We start from the raw sequence: 24,132 nt of genomic DNA on the forward strand, positions 1-24,132 counted from the left end.
GGCTCCGGCTCAGGCGGGCGTCCCGGACCGTTCGGCCGCGGCCTCGCGCAGCCGGACGGCGTCCTGGCTGGGCGGCAGGCCGAACCGGCGCCGGTACTCCCGGCTGAACTGCGAGGGGCTCTCGTAGCCCACCCGCTGCCCGACGCCGGTCACGTCGCGCGGGCGGGTGGCCAGCAGCAGGCGCGCCTCCTGGAGCCGGATCTGCTTCTGGAACTGGATGGGGCTCATCGCCGTGACCGCCTGGAAGTTGCGGTGGAACGCCGAGACGCTCATGCCCGACAGCGCGGCCACGTCCTCGACCCGGAACGGCTCCGCGTAGTGCTCCCGGATCCAGCGCACCGACCGGGCCACGTGCGCCAGGCCGCTGTCCGCGAGGCCGAGCTGGCGCACCGTGGCGCCCTGCTCCCCGGTGACCAGCCGCCAGAGGATCTCCCGCTTCAGGAGCGGGGCCAGGACCACGGCGTCCCGCGGGCGGTCGAGGAGACGGACCAGGCGGACGGCGGCGTCGACCAGCTCGTCGGGGGCGTCGCTGACGACCATGCCGGGGGCGGCGCCGCCCACGGGCGGGAGCACGCCCGGCGGCGCCTGCAGGAGCAGCTCGGCGATGAGGGCCGGACGCAGCACCAGACCGAAGCCGAGCGCGGGCTCGTCCGGGTCGGCCTTCGTGAACGTGCCCGTGACCGGGAGGTCCACGGAGGCCACGAGGTACTGCCCGGCCCGGTACTCCAGCACGCGGTCGCCGACGGCGATGCGCTTGGCGCCCTGGGCGATCAGGGCCAGCACCACGCCGGACATCGACGGCGCGGGCGGTTCGGCACGGTGCACGGCCGAGAGCTGCACGTCCTCCAGCGCCGTCGCGGTGGTGTCGGGGCGTGCGTGGCGCAGGATCAGCTCGCGGAGCTCGCCGAGGCTCATGAGGTGATCCTGCCACGTTCACGATCGGACCGGTAGCAGGAGGATCAGGCAAGAGCGGGCGACGATCTTGCTGTCGTCCCAGCAGGTGTATGCGGTGTGATGGCTGGGCCGGAACGAACCCGGCCCACCGTCGTCCCGGGGATCGTCGAGCGCCCCGGGACAGCACACCGAGGAGAATCGTATGAACGTCGGACACGGCTTCCACGCCACCATGACCGCCCGCCCCGGCCAGGGCGGCGCGGTCGTCGACCTGCTGCTGCACGCACCGTCGCTGACCCACCCGGACTGCGTCGTCTTCCTGGTCGGGCGGTCCGCCACCGACCACGACACGGTGCACGTCACCGAGGGCTGGACCAGCGCGGGCGCGCACAGCGCGTTCTTCGCGACCGCGGAGGCACAGGCACTGGTCGCGGTGCTCCAGCCGTTGCTCGCGGGGGAGTCGGTGTACACCGACGAGCTGCCGGTGGGCGGCAAGGCGGCCTTCTGACGTACCGGCCCTGGCGCCGCCCCAGCACTGTCCGAGCACTGTCCGAGCACTGTCCGAGCACTGCCCGAGAGGAACCCCATGACCGTCGAACCCGCCCCCCGACCGGACGTCGACCCGGAGCTGCGCCCGCTGCTCGACCTCCTGCCCGCCGTCCCCCTGACCGCCGCGACGCTGCCCGCCGTGCGGGCGGCCGCCGCGACCCCGCCCGAGGCGCTCGCTGCGCTCCTGGCGGGCCGGGGCGTCGAGCGCCGCGACGTGGTGGCCACCTCGCCGCACGGCGACCCGGTGCCGCTGACCGTCCTGAGCCCGGCCCGGCGGGACCCGTCGGTGCCGGCGCCCGTCGTGTACTGGATGCACGGCGGCGGCATGGTGCTGGGGGACCGGTTCTCCCAGATCGACGTCCCGCTGGACTGGCTGGACCGGTTCGGTGCCGTGGTGGTGACCGTCGAGTACCGGCTCGCCCCCGAGCACGGCGGCACGGTGCCGGTCGAGGACTGCTACCGGGGTCTGGTCTGGGTCGCCGAGCACGCGGCCGAGCTCGGCGTGGACCCGGAGCGGCTGGTGGTCGCCGGGACGAGCGCGGGCGGGGGACTGGCGGCCGGCGTCACGCTGCTGGCCCGCGACCGGGGCGCGCCGGCCGTCGCGGCGCAGGTGCTGGTGTGCCCCATGCTCGACCACCGGGGCGGCACCGGCTCCGGCCGGCAGTTCGCCGAGGGGCCTGCTACCTGGACGGGGGCGCAGAACGCGTTCGGCTGGTCCGCGGTGCTGGGCGAGCACCCGGCGGGGGTGTCGCCGTACATCTCTCCGGCGCTGGCCGCGGACCTGTCGGGCCTGCCGCCCACGTACGTCGACCTCGGCTCCGCGGAGGTCTTCCGGGACGAGGACGTGGCCTACGCGGCACGCATCTGGGCCGCGGGCGGCGAGGCGGAGCTGCACGTGTGGGCGGGCGGCTTCCACGGCTTCGACTCCCTCGTGCCGGACGCCCGGGTGTCCCGTACGGCCCGCGCGACGCGCACGGCCTGGCTCGGCCGCCGGCTGACGGACCCGGCCTCCGGGGCGTAGCCGACCGCGCCCGGACGGGTAAGCACCACCCGTCCGGGCGCGGTCGGCGTCGGCGCGTCAGCCCTTGACCGACCCCGACATCAGGCCGCCCACGAAGTACTTGCCCAGCACGATGTAGACCAGCAGGGTCGGCAGCGACGCGAACAGGGCACCCGCCATGGAGACGCCGTAGTTCTGCAGCAGGGCGCCGTTGGCGAGGTTGTTCAGCGCCACGGTCACGGGGCCGTTCTGCGAGGACGAGAAGAACACCGCGAACAGGAAGTCGTTCCACGCCGAGGTGAACTGCCAGATCAGCACCACCACGAAGCTGGGGATCGAGAGGGGCAGCACGATGGACCAGTAGGTGCGCAGCATGCCCGCGCCGTCGACCCGGCCGGCCTCGATGAGCTCGTGCGGCACGGTGGCGTAGTAGTTGCGGAAGATCAGCGTGGTGATCGGGATGCCGTAGACCACGTGCAGCAGGATCAGCGTGGGCACACCGCTCGGCAGGCCGAGGTCCAGGACGAGCTGGTTCAGCGGGATCATCACGGCCTGGTACGGGATGAACATCCCGAACAGGATCACGGTGAAGACGATGTCGGCGCCGCGGAAGGTCCACCGCGCCAGCACGAACCCGTTCAGCGACCCGAGGAACGCCGAGATGATGGCGCTGGGCACCACCATGCTCACGGTCCGCACGATCGCGGGGGACAGCGTGGTCCAGGCCGTGGCCCAGTTGTCGAGCGTCCAGGCCTGCGGCAGGGCCCAGGCGCGGCTCGGGTCGGCGTCGCCGGTGCCCTTGAAGCTGGTCACCAGCAGCACGTACACCGGGATGAGCACCACGACGAGGAAGAAGATCAGCGCCGCGTAGCGCAGCGTGCGGGCCAGCGAGTACCGGCTCCGGCTCGTGCGGGGGCCGGGGCCGCCCACGGCCCGCGGGTGCGCCGTGAGCTGTTCGGCGGCGGCGGTCATCGCTTCTCCTCGCGGTTCGTGCGGATCAGGTACGGCACGATGACGAGCGCCACGATGATCAGCAGGATCGAGCCCACGGCGGCCGCGTTCGCGTAGTCGAAGCTCGACTTGAACACGAACATGTCCACGGCCGGGACCTTGGTCTGGTAGTTGGCCGGCTTGGAGATCGACATGATGAGGTCGAACGCCTTCAGGGACATGTGGCCGATGATGATCAGGGCCGACAGCGCCACCGGCGAGAGCTGCGGGAACAGCACGTAGCGGTACAGCTTCCACTCGCTGGCACCGTCCACGCGGGCGGCCTCGCGCAGCTCGTCCGGGATACCGCGGAACCCGGCCAGGAAGAGCGCCATCACGTAGCCCGAGAGCTGCCAGATCGCCGGGATGGCGATGGCGACGATGCCGAACGTGACGTTGTTCCACCAGTTGTTCTGCAGGAGGTCGAGGCCGACCATCTGGAACAGGCGGTTCAGGCCGGAGGCCTGCTCGTCCTGGTTGGAGTTGAGCAGCCAGCGCCACACCACACCGGAGGCGACGAACGAGACCGCCATCGGGAAGAGGTACACCGAGCGGAACAGGCCCTCGCCCTTGACCGGCTTCTCCAGCATCCACGCCCACAGGAAGCCCATGACCATGGTCCCGGCGAGGAACACCGCCGTGTACAGCAGGAGGTTCATCAGCGAGTGCTGGAAGTCCTCGCTGGCCAGCAGGTCGAGGTAGTTCGTGAACCAGACGAAGGCGGCGGGCTCCTGCCCGGTGGCCTGCGCGGCCGTGTGGCTGTCCGTGAAGGACGTGGAGAAGTTGGCGACGATCAGCCCGTAGACGAACACGCCGACGAGGATCAGGGACGGGGCGAGCAGGAGGAGCGGTGGTCCGACTCGCCGCAGTTTCTTGAGCATGTGGGTACCTCGGGGTGCCATGGCTGGTGGCCGGCGGCTGGTGGGTGGCTGTGGCGGGCGGGCGCGGCCGCGCGCCGTCGGGACGGACCCGACGGCGCGCGGTGGGTGGTCCAGCCGGGAGCGGTGCTCCCGGGCGGGTCAGCCCTGGACTGCGCCGGCCAGCTCGGACTGGTAGCCGGCGAGGTCGGACGCGCCCGTGGTGAACTTGCTGGTGGCGTCCGAGATCGCGTTGAGCGTCGCGACCGGCGCCGCGGCGCCGTGCGCCAGCGAGGACACGATCGTGTCGTTGGCGAACGACTCGATGGCGGTCTGCTGGTACTCGGAGAAGTCGGCCGGGTCGGCGTCGGTCCGGGCCGGGATGGACCCCTTGGCCTTGTTGAACGCGACCTGGCCGTCCAGGGAGCCCACGGTCTCCAGCCACGCCTTGGCGCCGTCGGGGTGCGGGGCGCCCACGGGCAGGGTGAACGAGTCGGCGAGGAAGTCGAACACGCCGTCGGTGCCCGGCACCGGGGCCGCGGTGAAGTCCGTGCCGAGGGCCTTGTCCTGCTCCTCGAACGCGGCGACCGCCCAGTCGCCCATGACGTTGAACGCGGCGCTGCCGTCGATCACCATCTGGGTCGCCTCGGGCCAGTCGAGACCGTCACGGTCGTCGTTGGTGTACCCCATCAGCGTCTCGAAGTCCTCGAGGGCCGCGGTCACCTCGGCGCCCTCCCAGTCGGTGCTGCCGTCCCAGAGCCCGGTGTACCCCTCGGGGCCCAGGTCGGCCAGCAGGACCGTCTCCAGCAGGTGCACCTGCGTCCAGGTGGTGCCCACCGACAGCGGCGTCACGCCGGCCTTGTCGAGCTTGTCGAGGTCGGCGATCCAGGCGTCGAGGTCCTCGTACTGCGCCTCGGGGTCGATGCCGTTCTCCTCGAGCACGGCCGGGTTGGCCCAGATCACGTTCGCGCGGTGGATGTTCGACGGGATCGAGTAGATCGCGCCGTCCTCGGTGGAGAGCCGGTCGACCAGGTCGGCCGGGAAGACGTCGGTCAGGCCGAACTCGTCGTACAGGTCGGAGACGTCCTCGATCTGCGCGGCGTCGATGTAGTCCTGCAGCTCGGCACCGGCGTGCGCCTGGAACGTGTCCGGCGGGTCCTGCGCCTGCAGGCGGGTCTGCAGCAGGTCCTTCGCCGCCGAGCCCGCGCCGCCGGCGACCGCGCCGTTGACGAACTCGATGTCGGGGTGCTGCTCCTCGAAGACGCCGACAAGGGCGTCGAGGCCGGCCTTCTCCGAGCCGGCCGCCCACCAGGTGAACACCTCGACCTGGTCGCCGCCGCCCTCGCCGCCGCCGCCGTCACCCGAGCTGTCGCCGCCGCCGCACGCGGCCAGCGTGAGACCGAGGACAGCGGCTGTCGCCACCGTCGCGGTCATCCTCCGGTTCACTCGCATCTGGGGTCCCTCAACCTTCCTCGGTCGCTGGAGCACCGGCCCGGGATCTCGTCGTCCCGGCACCGGCGCGCTGGGCCTCGCTGGGCTCGGTGCGCTGGGGGACGACGTCGTACCTGGGGCCGGCCGGGCGCGCCTGTACGCCCGTGAACCCGCGTCTATCGAACGACCAGGCGCCGTTGGTGTCAAGAAATGAACGCAAGCGTCGCTCGATCGTGACCTGAACGTTCAGTTCGTGTATCCAAACCCGTCATTTCTCACCGGAAGGCGGTTACCCTGGGCGCTGTGCGCGCGGATCGGGTGACCCCGGGTTCGCAGACCTCACTGCGTGAGGCCAACCGAGCCCGTATCGTGAGCGCCGTCCAGCAGCGTGGCTCCCTCACGCAGATCGAGCTGGCCGGCGTCACAGGGCTGTCCCCGGCCACCATCTCGAACATCGTCAAGGAGCTGTCCGCCGCGGGCGTGCTGCACACGGCGCAGTCCGTGCGCAACGGACGGCGCGCGCTCCAGGTCACGCTCGCCCGCAACCTCGGCCTCGTGGTGGGCATCCGGTTCGGGCAGCGGTCCCTCAGCGTCGCGCTGGCCGACGCCTCGATGCGCGTCCTGGCCGAGCAGCGCATGCCGCTCGCCCCCGACCACCGGGCCGACGCCGGGATCCAGCGCACGGCGATGCTCGTCCGCGAGATGCTCCAGGCCGTGGACGCCGACCCGTCCGAGCTGCTCGCCGTGGGCGTGGGGGTGCCCGCGCCGGTCGACATCCGCACCGGCGAGGTCGTGACCGTCGGCATGATGCGCGGCTGGGACGGCGTCCGCGTGGACGAGATGCTCGGCGCCGAGCTCGGCGTGCCGGTCACGACCGACAACGACTCGACGCTGGCCGCCATCGCGGAGGCGCGGTTCGGCGCGGGCGCCGGCTACGACTCCGTCGCCTACGTCCGCGCGTCGCACGGCGTGGGCGGCGGCCTGGTGCTGGGCGGCCGGGCCGTGCACGGCCGGTCGGGCGTGGCCGGTGAGATCGGGCACGTGTCCGTCGACGAGAACGGCCCCGTGTGCCGGTGCGGCAACCGCGGCTGCCTCGAGATGCTGGTGGGCGCCACCCGCCTGCTGTCCCTGCTGCCGCCCGAGGCGGGCCACCTCACGCTGGCGGACCTCGTGGCCCGCGCCCGCGCCGGCGACCCCGGCTGCCACCGCGTGGTCTTCGACGCCGGGCGCCACCTCGGCGTCGCCCTGGCGAACCTGTGCAACCTCGTGGACCCCGACGTCGTGGTCATCGGCGGCCAGCTCGCGGAGGCGGGCGAGGTGCTGCTCGAACCGCTGCGCACCGCGCTCGGCCAGCGCGTGGTCGCCACCTCGCGCGGCCCGGCCGAGGTGATCCCCTCGGCCCTCGGCGCGGACGCCGGCGTCCGCGGTGCGCTGGCCGCGGCTCTCGACCGAGCCCGGGCCCAGGGCTCCCTAGGAGTGACGACATGACCCGACCCACCCCCGGCAGGCGGAGAGGCTGGGCCAGGCGTGTCCTGGCCGGCGCCGTCGGGCTCGTCGTGGCGGCCGGCGGCGCCGGGTGCGCGGTGGGCGACACCGGCACCGCGCCCGGCGTCGAGCACGAGGGGACCATCGGGCTGCTGCTGCCCGAGGCCCAGACCGCCCGGTACGAGGCGTCCGACCGCCCCACCTTCGTCTCCGTCACCGGCCGGCGCTGCCCGGGCTGCACCGTGCTGTACGCGAACGCCGCGCAGGACGCCGCCGCCCAGCTCGAGCAGGCCGAGTCCATGCTCGCCCAGGGCGCCGACGTGCTCGTGCTCGACGCGGTCGACACCGTCGCCGCGGTCGGGATCGTCACCCAGGCCAAGCGGCTGGGTGCCCAGGTGATCGCCTACGATCGGTTCGTGGACGGCGCGGACTACTACGTGTCGTACGACTACGAGTTCATCGGCTTCCTGCTGGGTTCGGCACTGGCCGGCACGGTCACCGAGCGCGCCGCCCGGGCCGACGCCGACCAGGACGCCGGGCAGGAGGGCGGTCAGGACGACGACGGACGGCCCGGGGTGCTGCTCGCGCACGGCTCGGCCACCGACCCCAACGCGCTCGCGCTCGCCGCGGGTGCCCGCCGCGCCCTCGAGGGAGAGGACATCGACGTGCTCGCCGAGCACTACACGCCCGACTGGAGCCCCGACAAGGCCACGGAGTGGACCGAGGCGATGCTGACCCAGTACCCCGGCCGGGTCGACGGCATCCTCGCCGCCAACGACGCCATCGCCGGCGGCGCCATCGCCGCCGCCAAGGCGGCCGGCCTCGACCCGGTCCCCGTCACCACCGGGCAGGACGGCGAGCTCGCCGCGGTGCAGCGGATCGTGGCCGGGGACCAGTTCATGACCGTCTACAAGGCCACCGACCAGCAGGCCGCCACGGCCGCCGAGCTCGCCGTGCGCGTGCTGCGCGGTCAGGACCCGCGCACCACGGCCGTGACCGACGGCGTGCCCACGGTGCTCCTCGCGCCCCGCGCGGTGGGCGCGGCCGACGTCGAGCACGTCATCGTGGACGGGCACGTCTACACCGTCGACCAGATCTGCGTCCCGGCCTACGAGGCGGCGTGCGAGCGCGCGGGCCTGCTCGGGTCCGGCGACGCCGCCGGGGCCCTCGCGGGGGTGGGTGCCCGATGAGCGATCCGGTGCTGTCCCTGCGCGGCGTCTCCAAGCGGTTCGGCGGCGTGCGCGCCCTGGTCGACGTCGACGTCGACGTGCGCGAGCACGAGGTGCTCGCCGTCGTCGGCGACAACGGGGCCGGCAAGTCCACCCTCGCGGGCGTGCTCGCGGGCGCGCACCGGCCGGACGCCGGCGACGTGCTCCTGGACGGCCGCCCGGTGGTGCTGGACACGCCGGCCGTCGCCCGCACCCTCGGGATCGCCGCGGTGTTCCAGGAGCTCGCGCTCGTGGACGACCTCGACGTGGTCGAGAACCTGTTCCTGGGGCACGAGACCGTGCGCGGCCCGCTGCTGGACGAGGTCGCCATGGAGCGCGAGGCCTGGCGGCTGCTCGACCAGCTCGCCGCCAGCGTGCCGTCGGTGCGCGACCCGGTGCGCACCCTGTCGGGCGGTCAGCGCCAGGTCGTGGCCGTGGCCCGCGCCCTGCTCGGCTCGCCCCGCGTGGTCGTGCTCGACGAGCCGACGGCGTCGCTCGGCGTCCGTCAGACCGCCGAGGTGCTCAACCTCATCGTGCGGCTGCGCGAGCGCGGGCACGCCGTCGTCCTGGTGAGCCATCAGGCGGGAGACCTGCAGGCCGTCGCCGACCGCATCGTGGTGCTGCGCCTGGGCCGCGTGCACGACGTGTTCGACGGCGACGCCTCCTACGAGGACCTGCTCGCCGCGATGACCGGGGCGGTCCGGCCGGGCACCAAGCACGCGGGCGGCGCGGGTCGCACCGACGCCGGACGGGCGGTGCGCCGATGAGCGCCGACGCGCCGGCCGCGGCGCCGGGCGCGGGCCTGCCGGGCGCCGTCTGGCAGCGGGTCCGTGGTGGCACCAGCCTGCTCCCGATCGTGGTGGCGCTGGCCGCCATCTGGCTCGTGCTCGGGGCCGTCAACCCCGCGTTCCTCGCCCCCGAGAACGTGGTCAACCTGACCCTGCAGAGCGCCCCGGTCGGGGTCATCGCGCTCGGCGTGGTCCTGGTGCTCCTGGTGGGCCAGATCGACCTGTCGGTCGGGTCGCTCAGCGGGCTCGCCGCGGCCGTGGTCGCCGTCGGCTCCGTGACCCTGGGCTGGCCGGTCGCGCTCGCGATCCTGGCCGCGCTGGCCTGCGGCGTGGTGGTCGGCCTCGGCTACGGCATGCTCTCGGCGCGGCTCGGCCTGCCCAGCTTCGTGTTCACGCTGGCCGGGCTGCTGTTCCTGGCCGGGGTGCAGCTGCGGGTACTCGGCCCGCTGGGCTCGATCAACCTGCCCTTCGAGTCCTGGTTCGTGCGGTCGGTGCAGCAGAGCTTCCTGCCCACCGGCGTGGCCTGGGCGCTGGTGGTGGTGGTCGTCGTCGCGTACGCGGCCGTGCAGGTGGCCGCGCGGGCGCGGCGACGGCGCGCGGAGCTGCCGGCGGCGAGCGTCGGACAGGTCGCGGTGCGCACCGGGGTGCTCGCCGTGGTGCTGTCGGCGATCGTGGCCTACCTGGGCGCGGCCCGCGGCGTCGGCTTCTCGGTGGTGCTGTTCGCGGCCCTGGTCGTGGTGACGGACGTGCTGCTGCGCCGCACCCGCTGGGGCCGGTCGGTGCGCGCGGTCGGCGGCGACCGGCGGGCCGCCACGCTGGCCGGGGTGCCCGTGCAGCGCACCGTGGTGCTGTGCTTCGTGGCCTGCTCGACGCTCGCCGCGCTCGGGGGCGTGCTCGCGGCGGGTCGGCTCGGCGCCGCCAACCAGGGCACCGGCGGGGCGGACACCTACCTGGTGGCGATCGCCGCCGCGGTGATCGGCGGCACGAGCCTGTTCGGCGGCCGGGGCAGCGCGTGGTCCGCGGTGCTGGGCGTGCTCGTCATCCAGTCCATCGCCAACGGCCTCACGCTGATGAACGTGGACCAGGCGGCCCGGTACATGGTGACCGGCGCGGTGCTGCTGCTGGCCATCATCATCGACATGCTGGTGCGCAAGCGCCGGGAGGCCTGACATGATCCGTCGTCCGACGCTGGCGATGGTGGCCGAGGCCGCCGGGGTGAGCCTGAAGACCGCCTCGCGCGTGCTCAACGGGGAGCCCAACGTGGCCGCGGCGACCCGCGAACGGGTGCGCGACGCCGCCACGTCGCTCGGCTTCCGGCGCAACGCCGTGGCCGCCGACCTCGCCCGCGGCGGCTTCTCCCGGCTGGTCGGCTTCATCACCGGCGACCTGGCCAACGAGTTCTACTCCGCGCTGGCCAGCGGCATCGAGCGCGAGCTGCGCGAGCACGGGCTGCAGCTCCTGACGGCGTCGTCCGACGAGGATCCCTCCCGCGAGAGCTCGCTGACCGGCGAGCTGCTGGAGCGGCGGGTCGGCGCCCTCATCGTCACGCCCGCGGGCGCCGACCACTCGGCCCTGCGCGGCGAGATCGCCGCGGGGCTCACGGTGGTCGTGGTGGACCGGCCGGCCGCCGGGATGGACGTGGACACCGTGGTGATCGACAACCGGGGCGGCGTGCGTGCGGCCACCCGGCACCTGCTGGACCACGGCCACCGCCGCATCGGGTTCGTGGGCGACGAGCCCCACCTGTGGACCTACCAGGAGCGCAGCGCCGAGTTCCTCGCCGTCATGGCGGACGCCGGGGTGCCCGACGCCGAGCGCTGGCTGCGGTCGGGCGCGCACTCGGCGTCGGCCGCCCGGGACCTCGCGGCGGAGCTGCTGGCAGACCCCGAGCCGCCCACCGCCATCCTCGCGGCGAACAATCGCGCGACGGTGGGCACGCTCCAGGCCCTGCACGAGGTGGGCGGGCGCGCGGGCGGCGGCGAGATCGCGGTGGTGGGCTTCGACGACTTCGAGCTGGCCGACCTGCTGGGCATCACCGTCGTGGCGTACGACGCCGTCGAGATGGGCCGGCGCGCCGCCGAGCTCGCGGTGGCACGCTCCGCGGATCCTGGGCGGCCGGTCGAGCTGGTGGTGCTGCCCACGCGGGTGGTCGCGCGGGGGAGCGGGGAGCGCCGGGCGCGCTGACCGGGGCTGCCGGGCGGGTCGGGTTGGTGGGGGGAGCTCGGTGCCTTGCGTGCTCTGCTGCCGTGGGTTCGGTCCGTTGCCTTGAGGTCGGTCCTTTGCGTGCTCTACTGGCGTGGGTTCTCGTCGTGTCCGGCGGTCACAGGTCCGCTTTCGTGCTGTCTTGGGTCGGTCCTTTGCGTGCTCTGCCCTGGCAAGTTCGGTCTGTTGCTTCGGCGTCGGTCGCTTGTGTGCCGGGGTGGCGTGGGTTCGGTCTCGTGCTGCCGTGGGTTCGGTCTGTTGCCTCGGCGTCGCCCGCTTGCGTGCCGGGCTGGCGTGGGTTCGGTCTCCTGCTGCCATGAGTTCGGTCTCTTGTCTGCCCTGCCCCGGCGAGTTCGGTCCCTTGCCTCGAGATCGGTCCATCATCGGGCCGATCTCGAGGCAAGGGATCGAACTCGTCTCGTGGCGGTGTGCAAGGGACCGAGCCCGTGGGACCAGCGCCCCCCGCTCCCGGGGGCCGGGTGAAAAGTGTGGACGGGCGCCTGTGGGATAAGGGGTAGTACGCGCAGGTTTAGGTGTTTTCCACACGGTGGTGGTCCAGCAGTTCTGGCCGCGGTGCCGCGTCAATACGCTCCCAGGCACACGAGGTTCCCCAGGCCTGACGAGGAGCACACCATGTCACGAACCCTGAGAACGTCCCGGTCCCTGATAGCGCTGTCGGCCGTCGCGCTCGTGGTCGGCACGGCACTCACCGGCGCGTCCACGGCGGGGGCGGCGTCGCCCACTGCGACCGGCGCCGGCACCAGCACTGCCGGCATCAGCACTGCCGGCATCAGCACTGCCGGCACCACCACCGCCGGCACCACCACCGCCGACATCAGCACCGCCAGCACCACCAGCACCCGCAGCACCGCCCCCGGCACCGCCGGCCTCGACGTCGCCGATCTCCCCGACGCCCAGGTGCGCGCGATGGAGCGCGACCTGGGTCTGACCAGGGCCGAGATCCCGGCCCGCCTGGCGCTGGACGCCGAGGCGGCGATCGTCGAGGCGCACCTGGCGGCGACGCTCGGCGAGGACTACGCGGGCACCTGGCTGCCCCGGGGTGCCGACGCGCCGCGGGTCGCCGTCACGAGCGCGGCGGCGGCGAAGGTGGCCGAGCGCGCCGGCGCGGACGCCGTCGTCGTCGAGCACGGCCTGGGCGCGCTCACCGCGTGGAAGGAGGCCCTGGACGAGGTGGGTGCGCCCATCTCCGTGCACTCCTGGTACGCCGACCCCACGACCAACGAGGTGGTGGTCGAGGCGGCCGACGCCGCGGCCGCGCGGGAGATGATCGACCAGGCGGGCGTCCCGGCCGAGGTGGTGCGGGTCGAGAAGTCCACGGTGGCGCCGCGCACGGCCCGCGACATCCGGGGCGGCGACGAGTTCCACCGGCCGACGGGGGACGGCTGGGTCACGCTGTGCTCGATCGGGTTCGCGGTGTCGGGCGGGTTCGTGACCGCGGGGCACTGCGGGCAGACCGGCAACGCCGTCACCGCCCCCGACGGCACGGCCCTCGGCACCTACCGTGGCTCGACCTTCCCGGGGCACGACTGGGCGTGGGTGGGCACCACCAGCGGCTGGACGCCGACGGCCGCGGTGAACAACTATGCGGGCGGCACGGTCGCCGTGGCGGGCTCGGCGGAGCAGGGGATCGGCGCGTCGGTGTGCCGGTCCGGCCGGACGACGGGCTGGCGCTGCGGCGTCATCCAGGAGAAGAACGTCACCATCAACTACGGTGACGGCGACATCCCGGGCATGGCCACGGGTTCCGCATGTGCCGAGGGCGGGGACTCCGGCGGCTCGGTGATCTCGGGCAACCAGGCGCAGGGCGTCACCTCGGGCCGCATCGGGGACTGCTCCACGAACGGCCGGTTCATCTACCAGCCGCTCAACCCGATCCTGAGCAACTACGGCCTGCAGCTCACCACCACGGGCGGAGGCGGGGGCCGGCCGCTGGTGGGGCTGGCGGGCAAGTGCATCGACGTGCCCAACTCCGAGTTCACCGACGGCAAGCGGCTCCAGCTGTGGACCTGCAACGGCACGGCGGCGCAGCGGTGGACGTTCCACGCGGACGGCACGCTGCGCGCCGGCGGGCTGTGCATGGACGTGGCCTGGGGCAACACGGCCGACGGCACGGCCGTTCAGCTCGCCAACTGCAGCGGCAACCCGGCCCAGCAGTTCACGCTGAGCGGTGCCGGGGACCTGGTCTCGATCCTGGCGAACAAGTGCGTGGACGTGCCGAACAGCAACAGCGCGGACGGCACCCCGCTGCAGATCTGGACCTGCAACGGCACGGCGGCCCAGAAGTGGCGCGTGGGCTGACCCGTCGCCGAGACAGAACGGTAGCGATGGAGACCCCTGGCGAGACAGAGCAGCAGCACGAAGGTGGCGCCTGCTCTGTCTCGCCAGGGGTCTCCATCGGGCCTCAGAGGGTGGCGCGGACCGTGTTCGCGGCCGTGACCAGGTTCGCGAGGGACTGCTTCGTCTCCGGCCAGGCGCGGGTCTTGAGGCCGCAGTCCGGGTTGACCCACACCAGGCGCGGGTCGATCGACTTGGCGGCGAGCTCCACCAGGTCGGTCACCTCCTGCACCGACGGCACGCGCGGGCTGTGGATGTCGTACACGCCCGGGCCGATGCCGCGCGCGTAGCCGGCGTCGGCCAGCTCCGGCACGATCTCCATGCGGGACCGGGCGGCCTCCACGGACGTGACGTCGGCGTCGAGGCCGTCGATCGCCCCGATCACCTGCCCGAACTCCGAGTAGCACAGGTGCGTGTGCACCTGCGTGGCGGGCGCGGCCCCGGCGGTCGCCAGCCGGAACGAGCGCACCGACCAGTCGAGATACGCAGGATGTGCGGCCGTGCGCAGCGGCAGCAGCTCGCGCAGCGCGGGCTCGTCCACCTGCACGACGCCGATGCCCGCCGCCTCCAGGTCGGTCACCTCGTCGCGCAGGGCGAGGGCGACCTGGTCGGCGGTGTCGCCCAGCGGCAGGTCGTCGCGCACGAAGGACCAGGCGAGGATCGTGACCGGTCCCGTGAGCATGCCCTTGACCGGCTTGTCGGTGAGCGAGGCCGCGTACGCCGTCCACTCGACCGTCAGCGGCGCGGGCCGGGACACGTCGCCCCACAGGATCGGCGGCCGCACGCAGCGCGAACCGTAGGACTGCACCCAGCCGTGCACCGTGGTCGCGAAGCCGTCGAGCTGCTCGGCGAAGTACTGCACCATGTCGTTGCGCTCGGGCTCACCGTGCACCAGCACGTCCAGTCCCAGCTCCTCCTGGAGCGCGACCGTGCTCGCGATCTCGGCGCGCATCGCGGCCGTGTAGTCGGCGTCGGACAGCTCGCCGCGCACCCACGCGGCGCGCGTGGTGCGGATCTCGGCCGTCTGCGGGAACGAGCCGATGGTGGTGGTCGGCAGCGGCGGCAGGCCGAGGGCGGCCTGCTGGGCCTCTGCGCGCTCCGCGTACGGTGCGCGCTCGACGTCGGCCGCGCTCAGCGCGGCGGCCCGCGCCCGCACCGCGGGGACGACGACGCCGGGCGCCGCCGCGCGGGTGCGCACCGCGGCGGTGGAGGCGGCGAGCTGGTCGGCCACGGCCGCGCGTCCGTCGGTCAGTGCCGTCGCCAGGGTCGCGACCTCGGCGACCTTCTGGTCGGCGAACGCGAGCCACGACGCCAGCCCGGCGTCCAGGCGGGGCTCGTCCGCGACGTCGTGCGGCACGTGCAGCAGCGACGTGGAGGTGCCCACGGCCAGGGCACCCGCGCCCGGACCCGTACCCGGCGCCGTCAGGCCCTCCAGGACGGCCAGGCGGGCGCCGAGGTCGGCACGCCAGATGTTGTGCCCGTCGATCACGCCCGCGACCAGGGTCTTCGTCTCCAGCCCGGGCACCGGGCCCGTGGGCACCGCGCCGCGGACCAGGTCGATCGCGACGGCCTCGACGTCGGTGCCGGCCAGCAGCGCCAGACCGTCGCCCGCCTCGGAACGCAGGTCGCCGTACGGCGCCGTGACCAGGATCGCGGGCCGCTCGGTGGCGCCGTCCGCTGCCGGCGCGGGGGAGAGGTCCGTGGCCAGGCGGGTGTAGGCGCGGCGCACGGCGTCGGCCACCTCGTCGAAGGGCACGCCCAACAGGTCGGTGACCAGGGCCGGCTCGTCGAGCTGCACCCAGGGCGCCCCCGCCGCGGCCAGCGCGCGCAGCACACCGGCGTAGGCGGCCACGACGTCGTCCAGCCGGTCCAGCGGGCGGAAGCCCTCGGGGGCGCCGTCAGCCGGCTTGCTGAGCAGGAGGAACGTCACGGGCCCCACGAGCACGGGCCGGGTGACGACCGCGGGACCGCCGTCTGCCGGGTGCGCCGCCTCGGTGAACTCGCGCACCACGCGGTCGTCGACGAACCCGATCGGGGTGTCCGGGCCGATCTCGGGCACCAGGTAGTGGTAGTTCGTGTCGAACCACTTGGTCATCTCGAGCGGTGCCGCGTCACCCGCGCCGCGGGCCACCGTGAAGTAGGCGTCCAGCGGGAGGCGGCCCTCGGGCGTGGTGAGCCCCGCGAACCGCTCGGGTACCGCGCCCAGCAGGGCGACGGCGTCGAGCACCTGGTCGTAGGACGAGAACGAGCCGGGGACGGCGGCGCCGTCGGCGCCCAGGCCCAGGTCAGCGAGGTGCCGCACGGTGGCCAGCCGCAGGTCGTGCGTGGTGGCCTCCAGGTCGTCCGCGGTGGTGCGGCCGGCCCAGAAGGACTCGACCGCGCGCTTGAGCTCGCGGCGTCGGCCGATGCGCGGGTAGCCCAGGACGGTGGCGTTCGGGAAGTGCGGGTTCTTGACTGCCATGCGTATCAGCTCCATCGGACCTGGCGTTAGCACCTTGCCCCGAGATGGGCGCCTCGGAGGTAGGTTGCTGCGGTGTCGTGGAGCCAGGACTCTCGACCGCTCTGGATGATTGACCTGGATCGTAAGCATGACCGGGATGTGGTCGGAAAACCGTCCACGCTTCAAGACGACGACGTTCGCGCTGGTCATCGCGTCGCGGCCGTCTAGCGCACGGCGGCGATCCCGGCAAGGCGGCCGCCATCAGGAACCTGATGGCGACGATGTGCCGGACGGGCAGCCCGCGGCGGACGCTGACGTTCTCGTCCGTACGCCGGCACCACCACCGGCGCACCCGCACAGAAGGTCACCCACCCATGCCGAAGATCCTGATGGTCCTGTCCGCCGCGAGCACCCTGCGTCTGGCCGACGGCACCACCCACCCCACGGGCTACTGGGCCGAGGAGGTCGCGGCGTCGCACCGCGTGCTGACGGCCGCCGGCGCACACGTCGACATCGCCACGCCCGGTGGCGTCCGGCCCACCGTCGACGCGATCAGCCTCGACGAGCGCGGCGGCGTCGGCCCGTCCGACGCCGCCCGGCACCGCGCCTACCTCGACGCCGTCGCCGACCGGCTCGCGCACCCGCTCGTGCTCGCGGACGTGCACGCCGCCGACTACGACGCGATCTACGTCCCCGGCGGCCACGCCCCCATGGCCGACCTGGCCTACGACGCCGGCCTCGGGCACCTGCTGCGCACCGCGGACCAGCGCGGCGCGGTCGTCGCCGCGCTGTGCCACGGCGTCGCCGCGCTGCTCAGCGCGCAGACCCCGGACGGCACCTTCGCGTGGGCCGGGCGGGAGCTCACCGCGTTCACCGACGAGGAGGAGCGGCAGGGCGGCCTCGGCGACGGTGCGCCCTACCTCGTGGAGTCCCGCCTGCGCGAGCGTGGCGCGCTGGTGCGGACCGGGGCGCCCTGGTCGAGCACCGTCGTGCGCGACGGCAACCTTGTGACCGGCCAGAACCCACAGTCCAGCGCCGCCACGGCCGAGGCGGTCCTCGCCGCCCTCGCGGAACGCTGACCCGCGGCTAGCCTGTGGTCGAGACGGGACCGGTCCCGTCCGGCGTACGCCGGACGACGTCAGCGGCGGAGGTGGTGCGGATGCCGGGACTCGACCTGCTGGCCACCTTCCTGGAGGTCTACCGCACCGGCTCGCTGTCGGCGGCGGCCGAGCGGCTGGGCGTGAGCCAGCCCGCCGTCTCCGGCCAGGTCGCCCGGCTGGAGGAACGGCTCGGCGGCCCCCTCTTCGTGCGCTCCGGCCGCGGTGCCCGGCCCACCGAGCGGGCCGTGGCGCTCGCCGCCCGGGTCGGCGTGCACGTGGACGGGCTGCGGTCCGCGCTCGGTACCGGCGACCAGGGGCCGGGCGTCGGCGGTCTCGTCCGGATCGGCGGGGCGGCCGAGCTGATGTCCGAGCGGGTGCTCCCTGCCCTCGCGCCGCTCGTGGCCCGGGGGCTCCAGGTCCGGGCGATGCTCGGCCTGGGCGACGACCTGCTGGCCGCTCTGGCCGAGGGGCGTCTGGACGTGGTCGTCTCCTCGGTGCGGCCCCGGGACGCGGCGGTCCGGGCGACGCCGCTGGTGGACGAGGAGTTCCTGCTCGTCGGGCCGGCGTCGCTCGCCCACACTGTGGACCAGGTGCGGCTCGCCGCGGACCCGGTGCCGGCCCTGGCTCACCTGCCGCTGGTCGCCTACGCGGAGGACCTCCCGATCGTGCGGCGGTACTGGCGCAGCGAGTTCGGTCGCCGGCCACCGAACGCGACGTCGCTCGTCGTGCCCGACCTGCGGGCCGTGCTCGCCGCGGTGGCCGCCGGGGCGGGGGTCTCGGTGCTGCCGCGCTACCTGGCCGCGCCGGCCCTGGAGGCGGGACGCGTGGTGCTGCTGCACGAACCCCAGGCGGCGCCGCTGAACACGCTGTACCTGGCCGTGGCGCGGGACGCGCCGCCCGACCCGGCCCGCGCCGCGGTCGTGGACCGGCTGGGCGAGGCGGCGGGACGGTGGACCTCCCTGTAGAGCGGACCGACCATGCGTCTGCTGCCAGGACGGGGCGAATCCTGGCAGCAGACGCATGGTCGGTCCGCGAGGGCGTCGTGGTCAGGGCTGCGGGTGGTTGCGGTCTCTGGCGGGGCTCAGGGTGGCGGGTCCCGGGGTCCCCGGGGTGGCGGAGGGCTGGGCTGCGGCCCTGGGCGTTGCGGAGCCGAGCCTCGCCGAGCCGAGCGCGACCGCACAGGCGGCCAGCGCCGCGCTGACCGCCAGGGGTCCCACGAGGCCCAGCGGTGCGATGGCGGCTCCGCCCAGCACGGGGCCGGCGAGCGCCCCGAGGTTCAGTGCGACCGTCGAGTACGCGCCGCCCATCGTGGGGGCGTCGTGGGCCGCCGCCATGCCGCGGGCGATCAGCGTGCCGCCGACGGCGAAGGACAGCGCCCCCTGGACCGGCGCGAGCACCCACGCCGCGACCGGGGACGCGGCGAGCGCCGTCCACGTGACCCACCCCGCGAGCAGGGCGGGTCCGGCCACGCCGAGCAGCAGCCTGCCGTGCGTGCCGGCGAACCGGCCGGCGACCCCGATCCCGGCGAAGGCGCCGAGGCCGAAGAGGGCGAGCACGGCGGGTACCAGCGCGGAGGCGAGTCCGGCGCCGTCCGTGACGACCACCGCGAGGTAGGTGAAGGCGCAGAAGGTCGCGCCGTTGACCAGCACCCCGAGCGCGAGGACCCGCAGCAGGCCCGGGGAGCGCAGCGCACGGAGCTCGGCCCGCAGGTCCGGTCGGGCGTGCGGCGTGCGGTCGCTCCGGCCCGGCGTCCGGGCGGCGACGGGTACCAGGGCCGCCGCCGACACCCCCGCGATGGCCCACAGCGCCGAGCGCCAGCCCCACACCTCGCCGAGCAGCGCGCCCGCGGGGACGCCGGCGACCAGGGCGAGCGTCGTGCCGCCGAGGATCACCGACAGGGCCCTGGCCTGCCGCTCGGCCGGGACGACGCGGGGCACGGTCGACAGCGCCACGGCGAGGAACCCGGCGTTGGCCACGGCGGCGACGCACCGGGTGGCGAGCAGCACGCCGAAGCTCTCGGTCAGGGCGCCCGCGACGTGGGCACCGACGAAGACGAGCAGGCAGGCGGTCAGGGTCCACTGTGGCGGCAGGCGGCGCCCGACGGCGGCCGTGAGCGGGGCGCCGACGACCATGCCGACGGCGAACCCCGAGGTGAGGTATCCGGCCTGGGCGACGGGGACGCCGAGGTCGGCGCTGATGCCGGGGACCAGTCCGGCGAGGACGAACTCCGAGGTGCCCTGCGCGAAGACCGCGACAGCGAGCACGTACAGCAGTGATGGCACGAAGACTCCGAAGGATGAGGAAACGGGTAGGCCTGGTCGGCACTACGGGCCCTTCGGGCGCGCGCGAGTCCGCTCGGGAAGAAGGAGCGGTGCGGCGAGGGCTGGCCTCGCCGGTCTCTGCTGGGGCGTCTCGGGCTACCGGAGTACCGGCAGCCCTGGCCTGGACGCTTCGGGAGACCTCATGCGGCGAACCTAGCACGCACGGGCAGCGGGCGGTGCCACGCGGTCTCGCGGTCGAGCTGTCCCGTGCTGCGGAACAGGAGCACCTGGTGGGCGTCGGGCAGGGCGGCCGCGAGGGCGTCCGTGGTGGTGCGCTCGAAGCCGAGCCGCTGCCAGAAGCCGCCCGAGCGGCGGGAGAACAACCAGGCCTGGCGGGCGCCGGCGTCGGCGGCCCGGTCCAGGGCGAAGCGGGCCAGGCGCAGCCCGCTGCCGGTGCCGCGCAGGTCGGGGCGGACGGCGACGCTGCGCACCAGTGCGTGCTCGCCGTCCGTGCCCAGCTCGAAGCCCGTGCTGGCGCACACCGCCCCGGCGTCGTCGCGGTCGAGCCAGAGCCGCACGGCCGGCTCGGCGAGGGCCGCGACGGTGAGGTCGGCGGCGCGCAGGAAGGCGGCGAGGTCGTCGAGGTCGTCCGGGGTCGCGGGGTGGAGCACACCGGGATCCTAGCCAGTCGAGGGCCGGTCGAGGGCCAGTCGAGGGCCGGGCGAGGGCCAACCGAGGGCAGCCGAGGGCAGCCGAGATTCGAGCAGGATCAGGCAAGGATGCGCGAGGAACGCCGTCGCCGTCGGGCCCCGGGATCGCCTTGACTGGTGGACGAGCCGGGGCGACGCCCCGCGGGCTCGGAGCCGGCTCGGCCGGCAGCATCGGACAACTCGTGAGAGGGCAGCACATGCAGATCACCATCGTCGTCGGGGCCAGCTCGGGCATCGGGCGGGCGACCGCGGTCCGTGCCGCGCAGGGCGGTGCGGGCGTCGTCGTCACCTACAACTCGAACGCAGAGGGCGCCCGGGAGACCGTGCGGCTCGTCGAGGAGGCCGGCGGTACCGCCGTGGCGCTCCCGCTGGACGTGGGGGACAGTGCGACGTTCGGCGCGTTCCGCGCCGCCATCGTGGAGGCCGTGGCCGCCACCTGGGGCGAGCGGCAGGTCACGGGCCTCGTGAACAACGCCGGATTCGGCGGCGGCACGCCGTTCGCGCAGCTGTCCGAGGAGCTGCTCGACCGCACCTACCGCGTGCTGTTCAAGGGGCCCTACCTGCTGACGCAGACCCTGCTGCCGCTGATCGCCGACGGCGGCGCGATCGTGAACACCGCGAGCAGCTCCGCGGGCACGGCGGGGCTCTCGGAGGGGTACTCGGCCTACGGGTCGATGAAGGGTGCCGTGGTGGTCCTGAGCCGGTACCTCGCCAAGGAGCTCAGCGGTCGCGGCATCCGGGTGAACTCCGTGTCGCCCGGGCCGACACGCACCCGGCTCGGCGGGGACGCGTTCGAGAAGTACCCCGAGGTGATCCCGCCGCTCGTGGAGCGCACCGCGCTGGGCCGTCTGGGCGAGCCGGACGACGTCGGTGCCGTCATCGCGTTCCTGCTGTCCGACGCCGCGCGCTGGGTCACCGCGCAGGACATCGAGGTGTCGGGCGGGTTCAACCTGTAGCCACCGGTCCGCGCCCTGGGACGCACGTTCCAAAATGTCCCAGTATCGGTAAAGATAGGGCATATCGCCTATCACCAGGGGAATATCGTGACCGCGACCGCCTCCGGGGCCACTGCAGCACTGTCCCGCGAGCCGGGCTCCATGCCCGCGCTCGTCGCCTGCGACGTCACCGGGACGCTGGCCAGACCGGGCCGGCCGCCCCGGGCGGCCGTGCTCGACGCGGTCGCCGCGGTGCGCGCGGCGGGTCACCACGTGGTGGTCGCGACGGGCCGCTCGCTGGTCGGGGCGGTGCAGGTGGCCCGGCAGCTCGGCGTCCGCGACGGGTGGGTGGTCGCGGCGAACGGCGCGGTCCGGGCCCGGCTGCACCCGGACGGCTTCACCGTGGCGGAGGTCGTGACGCTGGACGCGGAGGCCGTGTGCCGGCTGGTGGCCCGGACCCGCCCGGACCTGCGGATCGCCGCCGAGGTGGTGGGCACCGGGTACCGGGTCACCGACCGGTTCCCGGCCCGGCAGCTGGCCGGGTACGAGGAGGTCGTCGACGACCCCGCAGGGTTGTGGGCGCGGCCCACGCCCCGGCTGGTCGTGCACGGGCAGTGGGCGCAGCGGCTGGTGCCCGCGCTGCGGGCGGCCGGGGTCACGGCCCATCCCGTCCGCGTCGACTGGGTGGACGTCACGGCGCCGGACGTGAGCAAGGCCACCGCGCTGGAGCAGGTGCGCGAGGCGCTCGGGGTGGCCCCGGGCCGGACCTTCGCGGTCGGCGACGGCGAGAACGACCTGGAGATGCTCGCGTGGGCGGGCACGTCCATCGCGATGGGGCAGGCGCCCGAGACCGTGCGGGCTGCGGCCGACCGGGTGGTGGGCACGGTCGAGGAGGACGGCGCGGCGGCCGCGCTGCACGAGGTGCTCCTGCGGCGCTGAGCGTCTAGCGACCCGCTGAGGGGACGCCGTAGCGGGCGGCCGTCGTCGTCACCGCCTCCTCGACCGCGTGCTCGACCTGGGCCCGGGTCGGGTTCCAGCCGGTCACCATGAGGCGCGGCCAGAACACGTAGTTGCCGATCATGCCCAGGAAGTTCGCCGCGGCCAGGAGCGTGTCGTCCACGCGGGCGGTGCCCGCGTCGTGCTCGGCCCGGAGGTAGTCCTGCACCTGGCGGAAGAACGGCATCTTGCCGGTCTCGAACTGGGTGTCCGCGATCTGCGGGAAGCGCGGCATCTCCGCGATCACCATGCGGTAGAGGCCCACCATCTCGGGCCGCGACATGAGTGCGGCGTACCGCAGGCCGTACACGCGCAGGCCGTGGGCGAGGTCGCCGGTCCCGGGTGCGGTGCGGTCCTGATCCGCCGCGCTCCACTGCCGGGTCACGACCGCCTCGAACAGGCTGGCCTTGGTGGGGAACTGCTTGAACAGGGTGGCCCGGGACACGTCCGCGTCCTGCGCCACCCGCGCCAGCGACGTCCCCGCGTAGCCGTGGGCCATGAACAGGCGGGTCGCGGCGTCGATGATCGCGGCGTGCTTCTGCTCCGCGAGCTGCTGGTGGTACGCGCCCGTCCCTGTCGCCATGCACCCATCATGCCCGAAGCGGCGAGGTGAGTCACTTGACTCACAACCGCCCGCCGGCGTAGCGTCGAGCGAGTTGCGAGTCGAATGACTCGGAACCTGACGAGAGGACGTGCCGTGCGGCGGTTCGAGAACAGGACGGTGCTGGTCACCGGTGCGGGTGGCGGCATGGGCGTGAGCCACGTGCGCGCCTTCCACGGGGAGGGGGCCGCCGTCGTCATCGGCGACCGGAACCCCGAGCGGGGCGCGCGGCTGGCCGCGGAGCTGGGGGAGCGGGCCCTGTCGGTCACGCTGGACGTGCGCGACGAGGAGCAGTGGGCGGCGGCCGTGGCGGCCGCCGAGGAGCGCTTCGGCCCGGTGTCGGTGCTCGTCAACAACGCCGGCGTGGCGCAGGCCGCCGCCACGGTCGAGCACACGGAGCCGGCCGACTGGCGGCGCCTGCTGGACGTCAACCTGACGGGGCAGTACCTCGGCATCCGCGCCGTGACGTCGTCGATGCGGCGGGGCGGCGGAGGCGCCATCGTGAACATCGCCTCGACGATGGGCAACACCGCCACGCCGTACTTCGCCGCCTACACGGCGAGCAAGTGGGCGCTGCGCGGCCTGACCCGCACCGCGGCCCTGGAGCTGGGCCGCGACGGCATCCGGGTCAACTCCGTGCACCCCGGCGCCGTGGCCACGGCGTTCATCACGGAGCCCGCCGCGCCCGGGGCGGCGCCGATCGCCGACGCCTACACGCCCGAGCCGTTCGCCGTGCCGCGCGTGGGCGAGCCCGGCGACGTCACGCGGCTGACGCTGTTCGTGGCGTCGGACGACGCGGCGTACGCCACCGGCTCGGAGTTCGTGGTCGACGGCGGCCTGCTGCTCGGCCCGGCCCTGAAGTACGCGCCCGCGCCCGACGAGGAGGCGGCCTGATGGACGAGGCGGTGCGGCGCGCCATCGAGATCACGCCCGCGGCCACGACCCGGCAGCGGATCGTCGACGTCACGACCACCGGGCGCCGTACCGGCCTGCCCCGGCGGATCGAGATCTTCTTCTACCACGTGGCCGGGCGCACCTACCTGTGCAGCGGCACGGTCGACCGGCCGAGCTGGTACGTGAACCTGGTCGCCGAACCGGCCCTCACGTTCCACCTCAAGCACGGCGTGCGGGCGGACCTGCCCGCCACGGCCCGGCCGGTCACCGAGGAGGCGGAGCGCCGGAGGGTGCTGGCCCACATCGTCGCCGACCTCAACCAGCCCGCCAACCCGGGCCATCTGGACCAGCCCGTGGACCTGGAGGACTGGGTGCGCCGCTGCCGTCTGGTGGAGGTGACGTTCGCCGACGGTCCCGGGGCGTGACGCCAGGCACG

The 24,132-nt window shown here is 74.2% G+C and carries 21 protein-coding genes, 1 pseudogene and 1 riboswitch; of the genes and pseudogenes, 14 read left to right on the top strand and 8 right to left on the bottom strand.

What is annotated here, in order from left to right:
* Positions 1 to 9: 9 nt before the first annotated feature.
* Entirely contained in the window at positions 10 to 915 is a 906-nt protein-coding gene (locus ACO229_RS08275) for an AraC family transcriptional regulator (protein WP_423464518.1), read from the bottom strand.
* A 181-nt stretch (positions 916 to 1,096) separates the two neighbouring features.
* Between ACO229_RS08275 and ACO229_RS08280 the strand changes: the two genes are divergently transcribed.
* Positions 1,097 to 1,402: a putative quinol monooxygenase gene (locus ACO229_RS08280; RefSeq protein WP_423464519.1), complete on the top strand. Its 306-nt coding sequence runs from the start codon at positions 1,097 to 1,099 to the stop codon at positions 1,400 to 1,402.
* Between the two features lie 78 nt (positions 1,403 to 1,480).
* Positions 1,481 to 2,464 carry an alpha/beta hydrolase gene (locus ACO229_RS08285; RefSeq protein WP_423464520.1) on the top strand — a complete coding sequence of 328 codons (984 nt, stop codon included), beginning with the start codon at positions 1,481 to 1,483 and terminating at the stop codon, positions 2,462 to 2,464.
* A gap of 57 nt (positions 2,465 to 2,521) precedes the next feature.
* On the opposite strand, the gene ACO229_RS08290 is transcribed toward ACO229_RS08285, so the two are convergent.
* The 3 genes from ACO229_RS08290 to ACO229_RS08300 form a co-directional block, all read right to left on the bottom strand.
* Complete coding sequence (locus ACO229_RS08290) at positions 2,522 to 3,415, bottom strand: carbohydrate ABC transporter permease (RefSeq protein WP_397433807.1); 894 nt, start codon at positions 3,413 to 3,415, stop codon at positions 2,522 to 2,524.
* Entirely contained in the window at positions 3,412 to 4,314 is a 903-nt protein-coding gene (locus ACO229_RS08295) for a carbohydrate ABC transporter permease (protein ID WP_397417845.1), read from the bottom strand. The genes ACO229_RS08290 and ACO229_RS08295 overlap by 4 nt, the downstream gene beginning before the upstream one ends.
* Before the next feature lie 138 nt (positions 4,315 to 4,452).
* A complete protein-coding gene (locus ACO229_RS08300; protein ID WP_423464521.1) occupies positions 4,453 to 5,742 on the bottom strand; it encodes an ABC transporter substrate-binding protein in 1,290 nt (429 codons plus the stop codon).
* Between the two features lie 348 nt (positions 5,743 to 6,090).
* Between ACO229_RS08300 and ACO229_RS08305 the strand changes: the two genes are divergently transcribed.
* From ACO229_RS08305 to ACO229_RS08330, 6 genes are all read left to right on the top strand, one after another.
* Positions 6,091 to 7,209 carry an ROK family transcriptional regulator gene (locus ACO229_RS08305; protein ID WP_397417841.1) on the top strand — a complete coding sequence of 373 codons (1,119 nt, stop codon included), beginning with the start codon at positions 6,091 to 6,093 and terminating at the stop codon, positions 7,207 to 7,209.
* A complete protein-coding gene (locus ACO229_RS08310) occupies positions 7,206 to 8,396 on the top strand; it encodes a substrate-binding domain-containing protein (protein WP_423464522.1) in 1,191 nt (396 codons plus the stop codon). Before ACO229_RS08305 ends, ACO229_RS08310 begins: the two co-directional genes overlap by 4 nt.
* Complete coding sequence (locus tag ACO229_RS08315) at positions 8,393 to 9,181, top strand: ATP-binding cassette domain-containing protein (RefSeq protein WP_397417836.1); 789 nt, start codon at positions 8,393 to 8,395, stop codon at positions 9,179 to 9,181. Before ACO229_RS08310 ends, ACO229_RS08315 begins: the two co-directional genes overlap by 4 nt.
* A complete protein-coding gene (locus ACO229_RS08320) occupies positions 9,178 to 10,371 on the top strand; it encodes a sugar ABC transporter permease (protein WP_397433803.1) in 1,194 nt (397 codons plus the stop codon). The genes ACO229_RS08315 and ACO229_RS08320 overlap by 4 nt, the downstream gene beginning before the upstream one ends.
* 1 nt (position 10,372) lies before the next feature.
* On the top strand, positions 10,373 to 11,386 hold the full coding sequence (locus tag ACO229_RS08325; protein ID WP_423464523.1) for a LacI family DNA-binding transcriptional regulator: 1,014 nt from the start codon (positions 10,373 to 10,375) through the stop codon (positions 11,384 to 11,386).
* Between the two features lie 651 nt (positions 11,387 to 12,037).
* Positions 12,038 to 13,723, top strand: coding sequence for a ricin-type beta-trefoil lectin domain protein (locus ACO229_RS08330; protein WP_423464524.1), 1,686 nt, complete (start codon positions 12,038 to 12,040; stop codon positions 13,721 to 13,723).
* A gap of 103 nt (positions 13,724 to 13,826) precedes the next feature.
* Here ACO229_RS08330 and metE read toward each other — a convergent pair whose 3' ends face one another.
* Positions 13,827 to 16,220: a 5-methyltetrahydropteroyltriglutamate--homocysteine S-methyltransferase gene (metE, locus tag ACO229_RS08335; RefSeq protein ID WP_423464525.1), complete on the bottom strand. Its 2,394-nt coding sequence runs from the start codon at positions 16,218 to 16,220 to the stop codon at positions 13,827 to 13,829.
* A gap of 8 nt (positions 16,221 to 16,228) precedes the next feature.
* Positions 16,229 to 16,332, bottom strand: a riboswitch (SAM riboswitch).
* Between the two features lie 241 nt (positions 16,333 to 16,573).
* Here metE and ACO229_RS08340 point away from each other — a divergent pair.
* Together ACO229_RS08340 and ACO229_RS08345 are read left to right on the top strand one after the other, a co-directional pair.
* Entirely contained in the window at positions 16,574 to 17,278 is a 705-nt protein-coding gene (locus tag ACO229_RS08340) for a type 1 glutamine amidotransferase domain-containing protein (RefSeq protein ID WP_423464526.1), read from the top strand.
* An 80-nt stretch (positions 17,279 to 17,358) separates the two neighbouring features.
* A complete protein-coding gene (locus tag ACO229_RS08345; protein WP_423464527.1) occupies positions 17,359 to 18,264 on the top strand; it encodes a LysR family transcriptional regulator in 906 nt (301 codons plus the stop codon).
* A 153-nt stretch (positions 18,265 to 18,417) separates the two neighbouring features.
* On the opposite strand, the pseudogene ACO229_RS08350 reads toward ACO229_RS08345, so the two are convergent.
* Both ACO229_RS08350 and ACO229_RS08355 read right to left on the bottom strand, forming a co-directional pair.
* A pseudogene (locus ACO229_RS08350) lies at positions 18,418 to 19,581 on the bottom strand (Cmx/CmrA family chloramphenicol efflux MFS transporter); the annotation flags it as partial.
* 179 nt (positions 19,582 to 19,760) lie between these two features.
* Positions 19,761 to 20,231 (bottom strand): GNAT family N-acetyltransferase, encoded by a 471-nt coding sequence (locus ACO229_RS08355; RefSeq protein WP_423464528.1) that lies wholly within the window; start codon positions 20,229 to 20,231, stop codon positions 19,761 to 19,763.
* A gap of 236 nt (positions 20,232 to 20,467) precedes the next feature.
* Between ACO229_RS08355 and ACO229_RS08360 the strand changes: the two genes are divergently transcribed.
* Both ACO229_RS08360 and ACO229_RS08365 read left to right on the top strand, forming a co-directional pair.
* Positions 20,468 to 21,226 (top strand): SDR family NAD(P)-dependent oxidoreductase, encoded by a 759-nt coding sequence (locus ACO229_RS08360; protein WP_423464529.1) that lies wholly within the window; start codon positions 20,468 to 20,470, stop codon positions 21,224 to 21,226.
* 87 nt (positions 21,227 to 21,313) lie between these two features.
* Positions 21,314 to 22,144 carry an HAD family hydrolase gene (locus ACO229_RS08365; protein WP_397433795.1) on the top strand — a complete coding sequence of 277 codons (831 nt, stop codon included), beginning with the start codon at positions 21,314 to 21,316 and terminating at the stop codon, positions 22,142 to 22,144.
* 4 nt (positions 22,145 to 22,148) lie between these two features.
* On the opposite strand, the gene ACO229_RS08370 is transcribed toward ACO229_RS08365, so the two are convergent.
* Complete coding sequence (locus ACO229_RS08370; RefSeq protein ID WP_423464530.1) at positions 22,149 to 22,784, bottom strand: TetR/AcrR family transcriptional regulator; 636 nt, start codon at positions 22,782 to 22,784, stop codon at positions 22,149 to 22,151.
* Positions 22,785 to 22,898: 114 nt separating this feature from the next.
* Here ACO229_RS08370 and ACO229_RS08375 point away from each other — a divergent pair, with 114 nt between their 5' ends.
* On the top strand, positions 22,899 to 23,696 hold the full coding sequence (locus ACO229_RS08375; RefSeq protein ID WP_423464531.1) for an SDR family NAD(P)-dependent oxidoreductase: 798 nt from the start codon (positions 22,899 to 22,901) through the stop codon (positions 23,694 to 23,696).
* A complete protein-coding gene (locus ACO229_RS08380; protein ID WP_397417806.1) occupies positions 23,696 to 24,121 on the top strand; it encodes a nitroreductase/quinone reductase family protein in 426 nt (141 codons plus the stop codon). Before ACO229_RS08375 ends, ACO229_RS08380 begins: the two co-directional genes overlap by 1 nt.
* The last annotated feature ends 11 nt before the right edge of the window (positions 24,122 to 24,132 follow it).

The sequence above is a fragment of the Promicromonospora sp. MS192 genome, assembly GCF_049532985.1.
Lineage (GTDB): Bacteria > Actinomycetota > Actinomycetes > Actinomycetales > Cellulomonadaceae > Promicromonospora.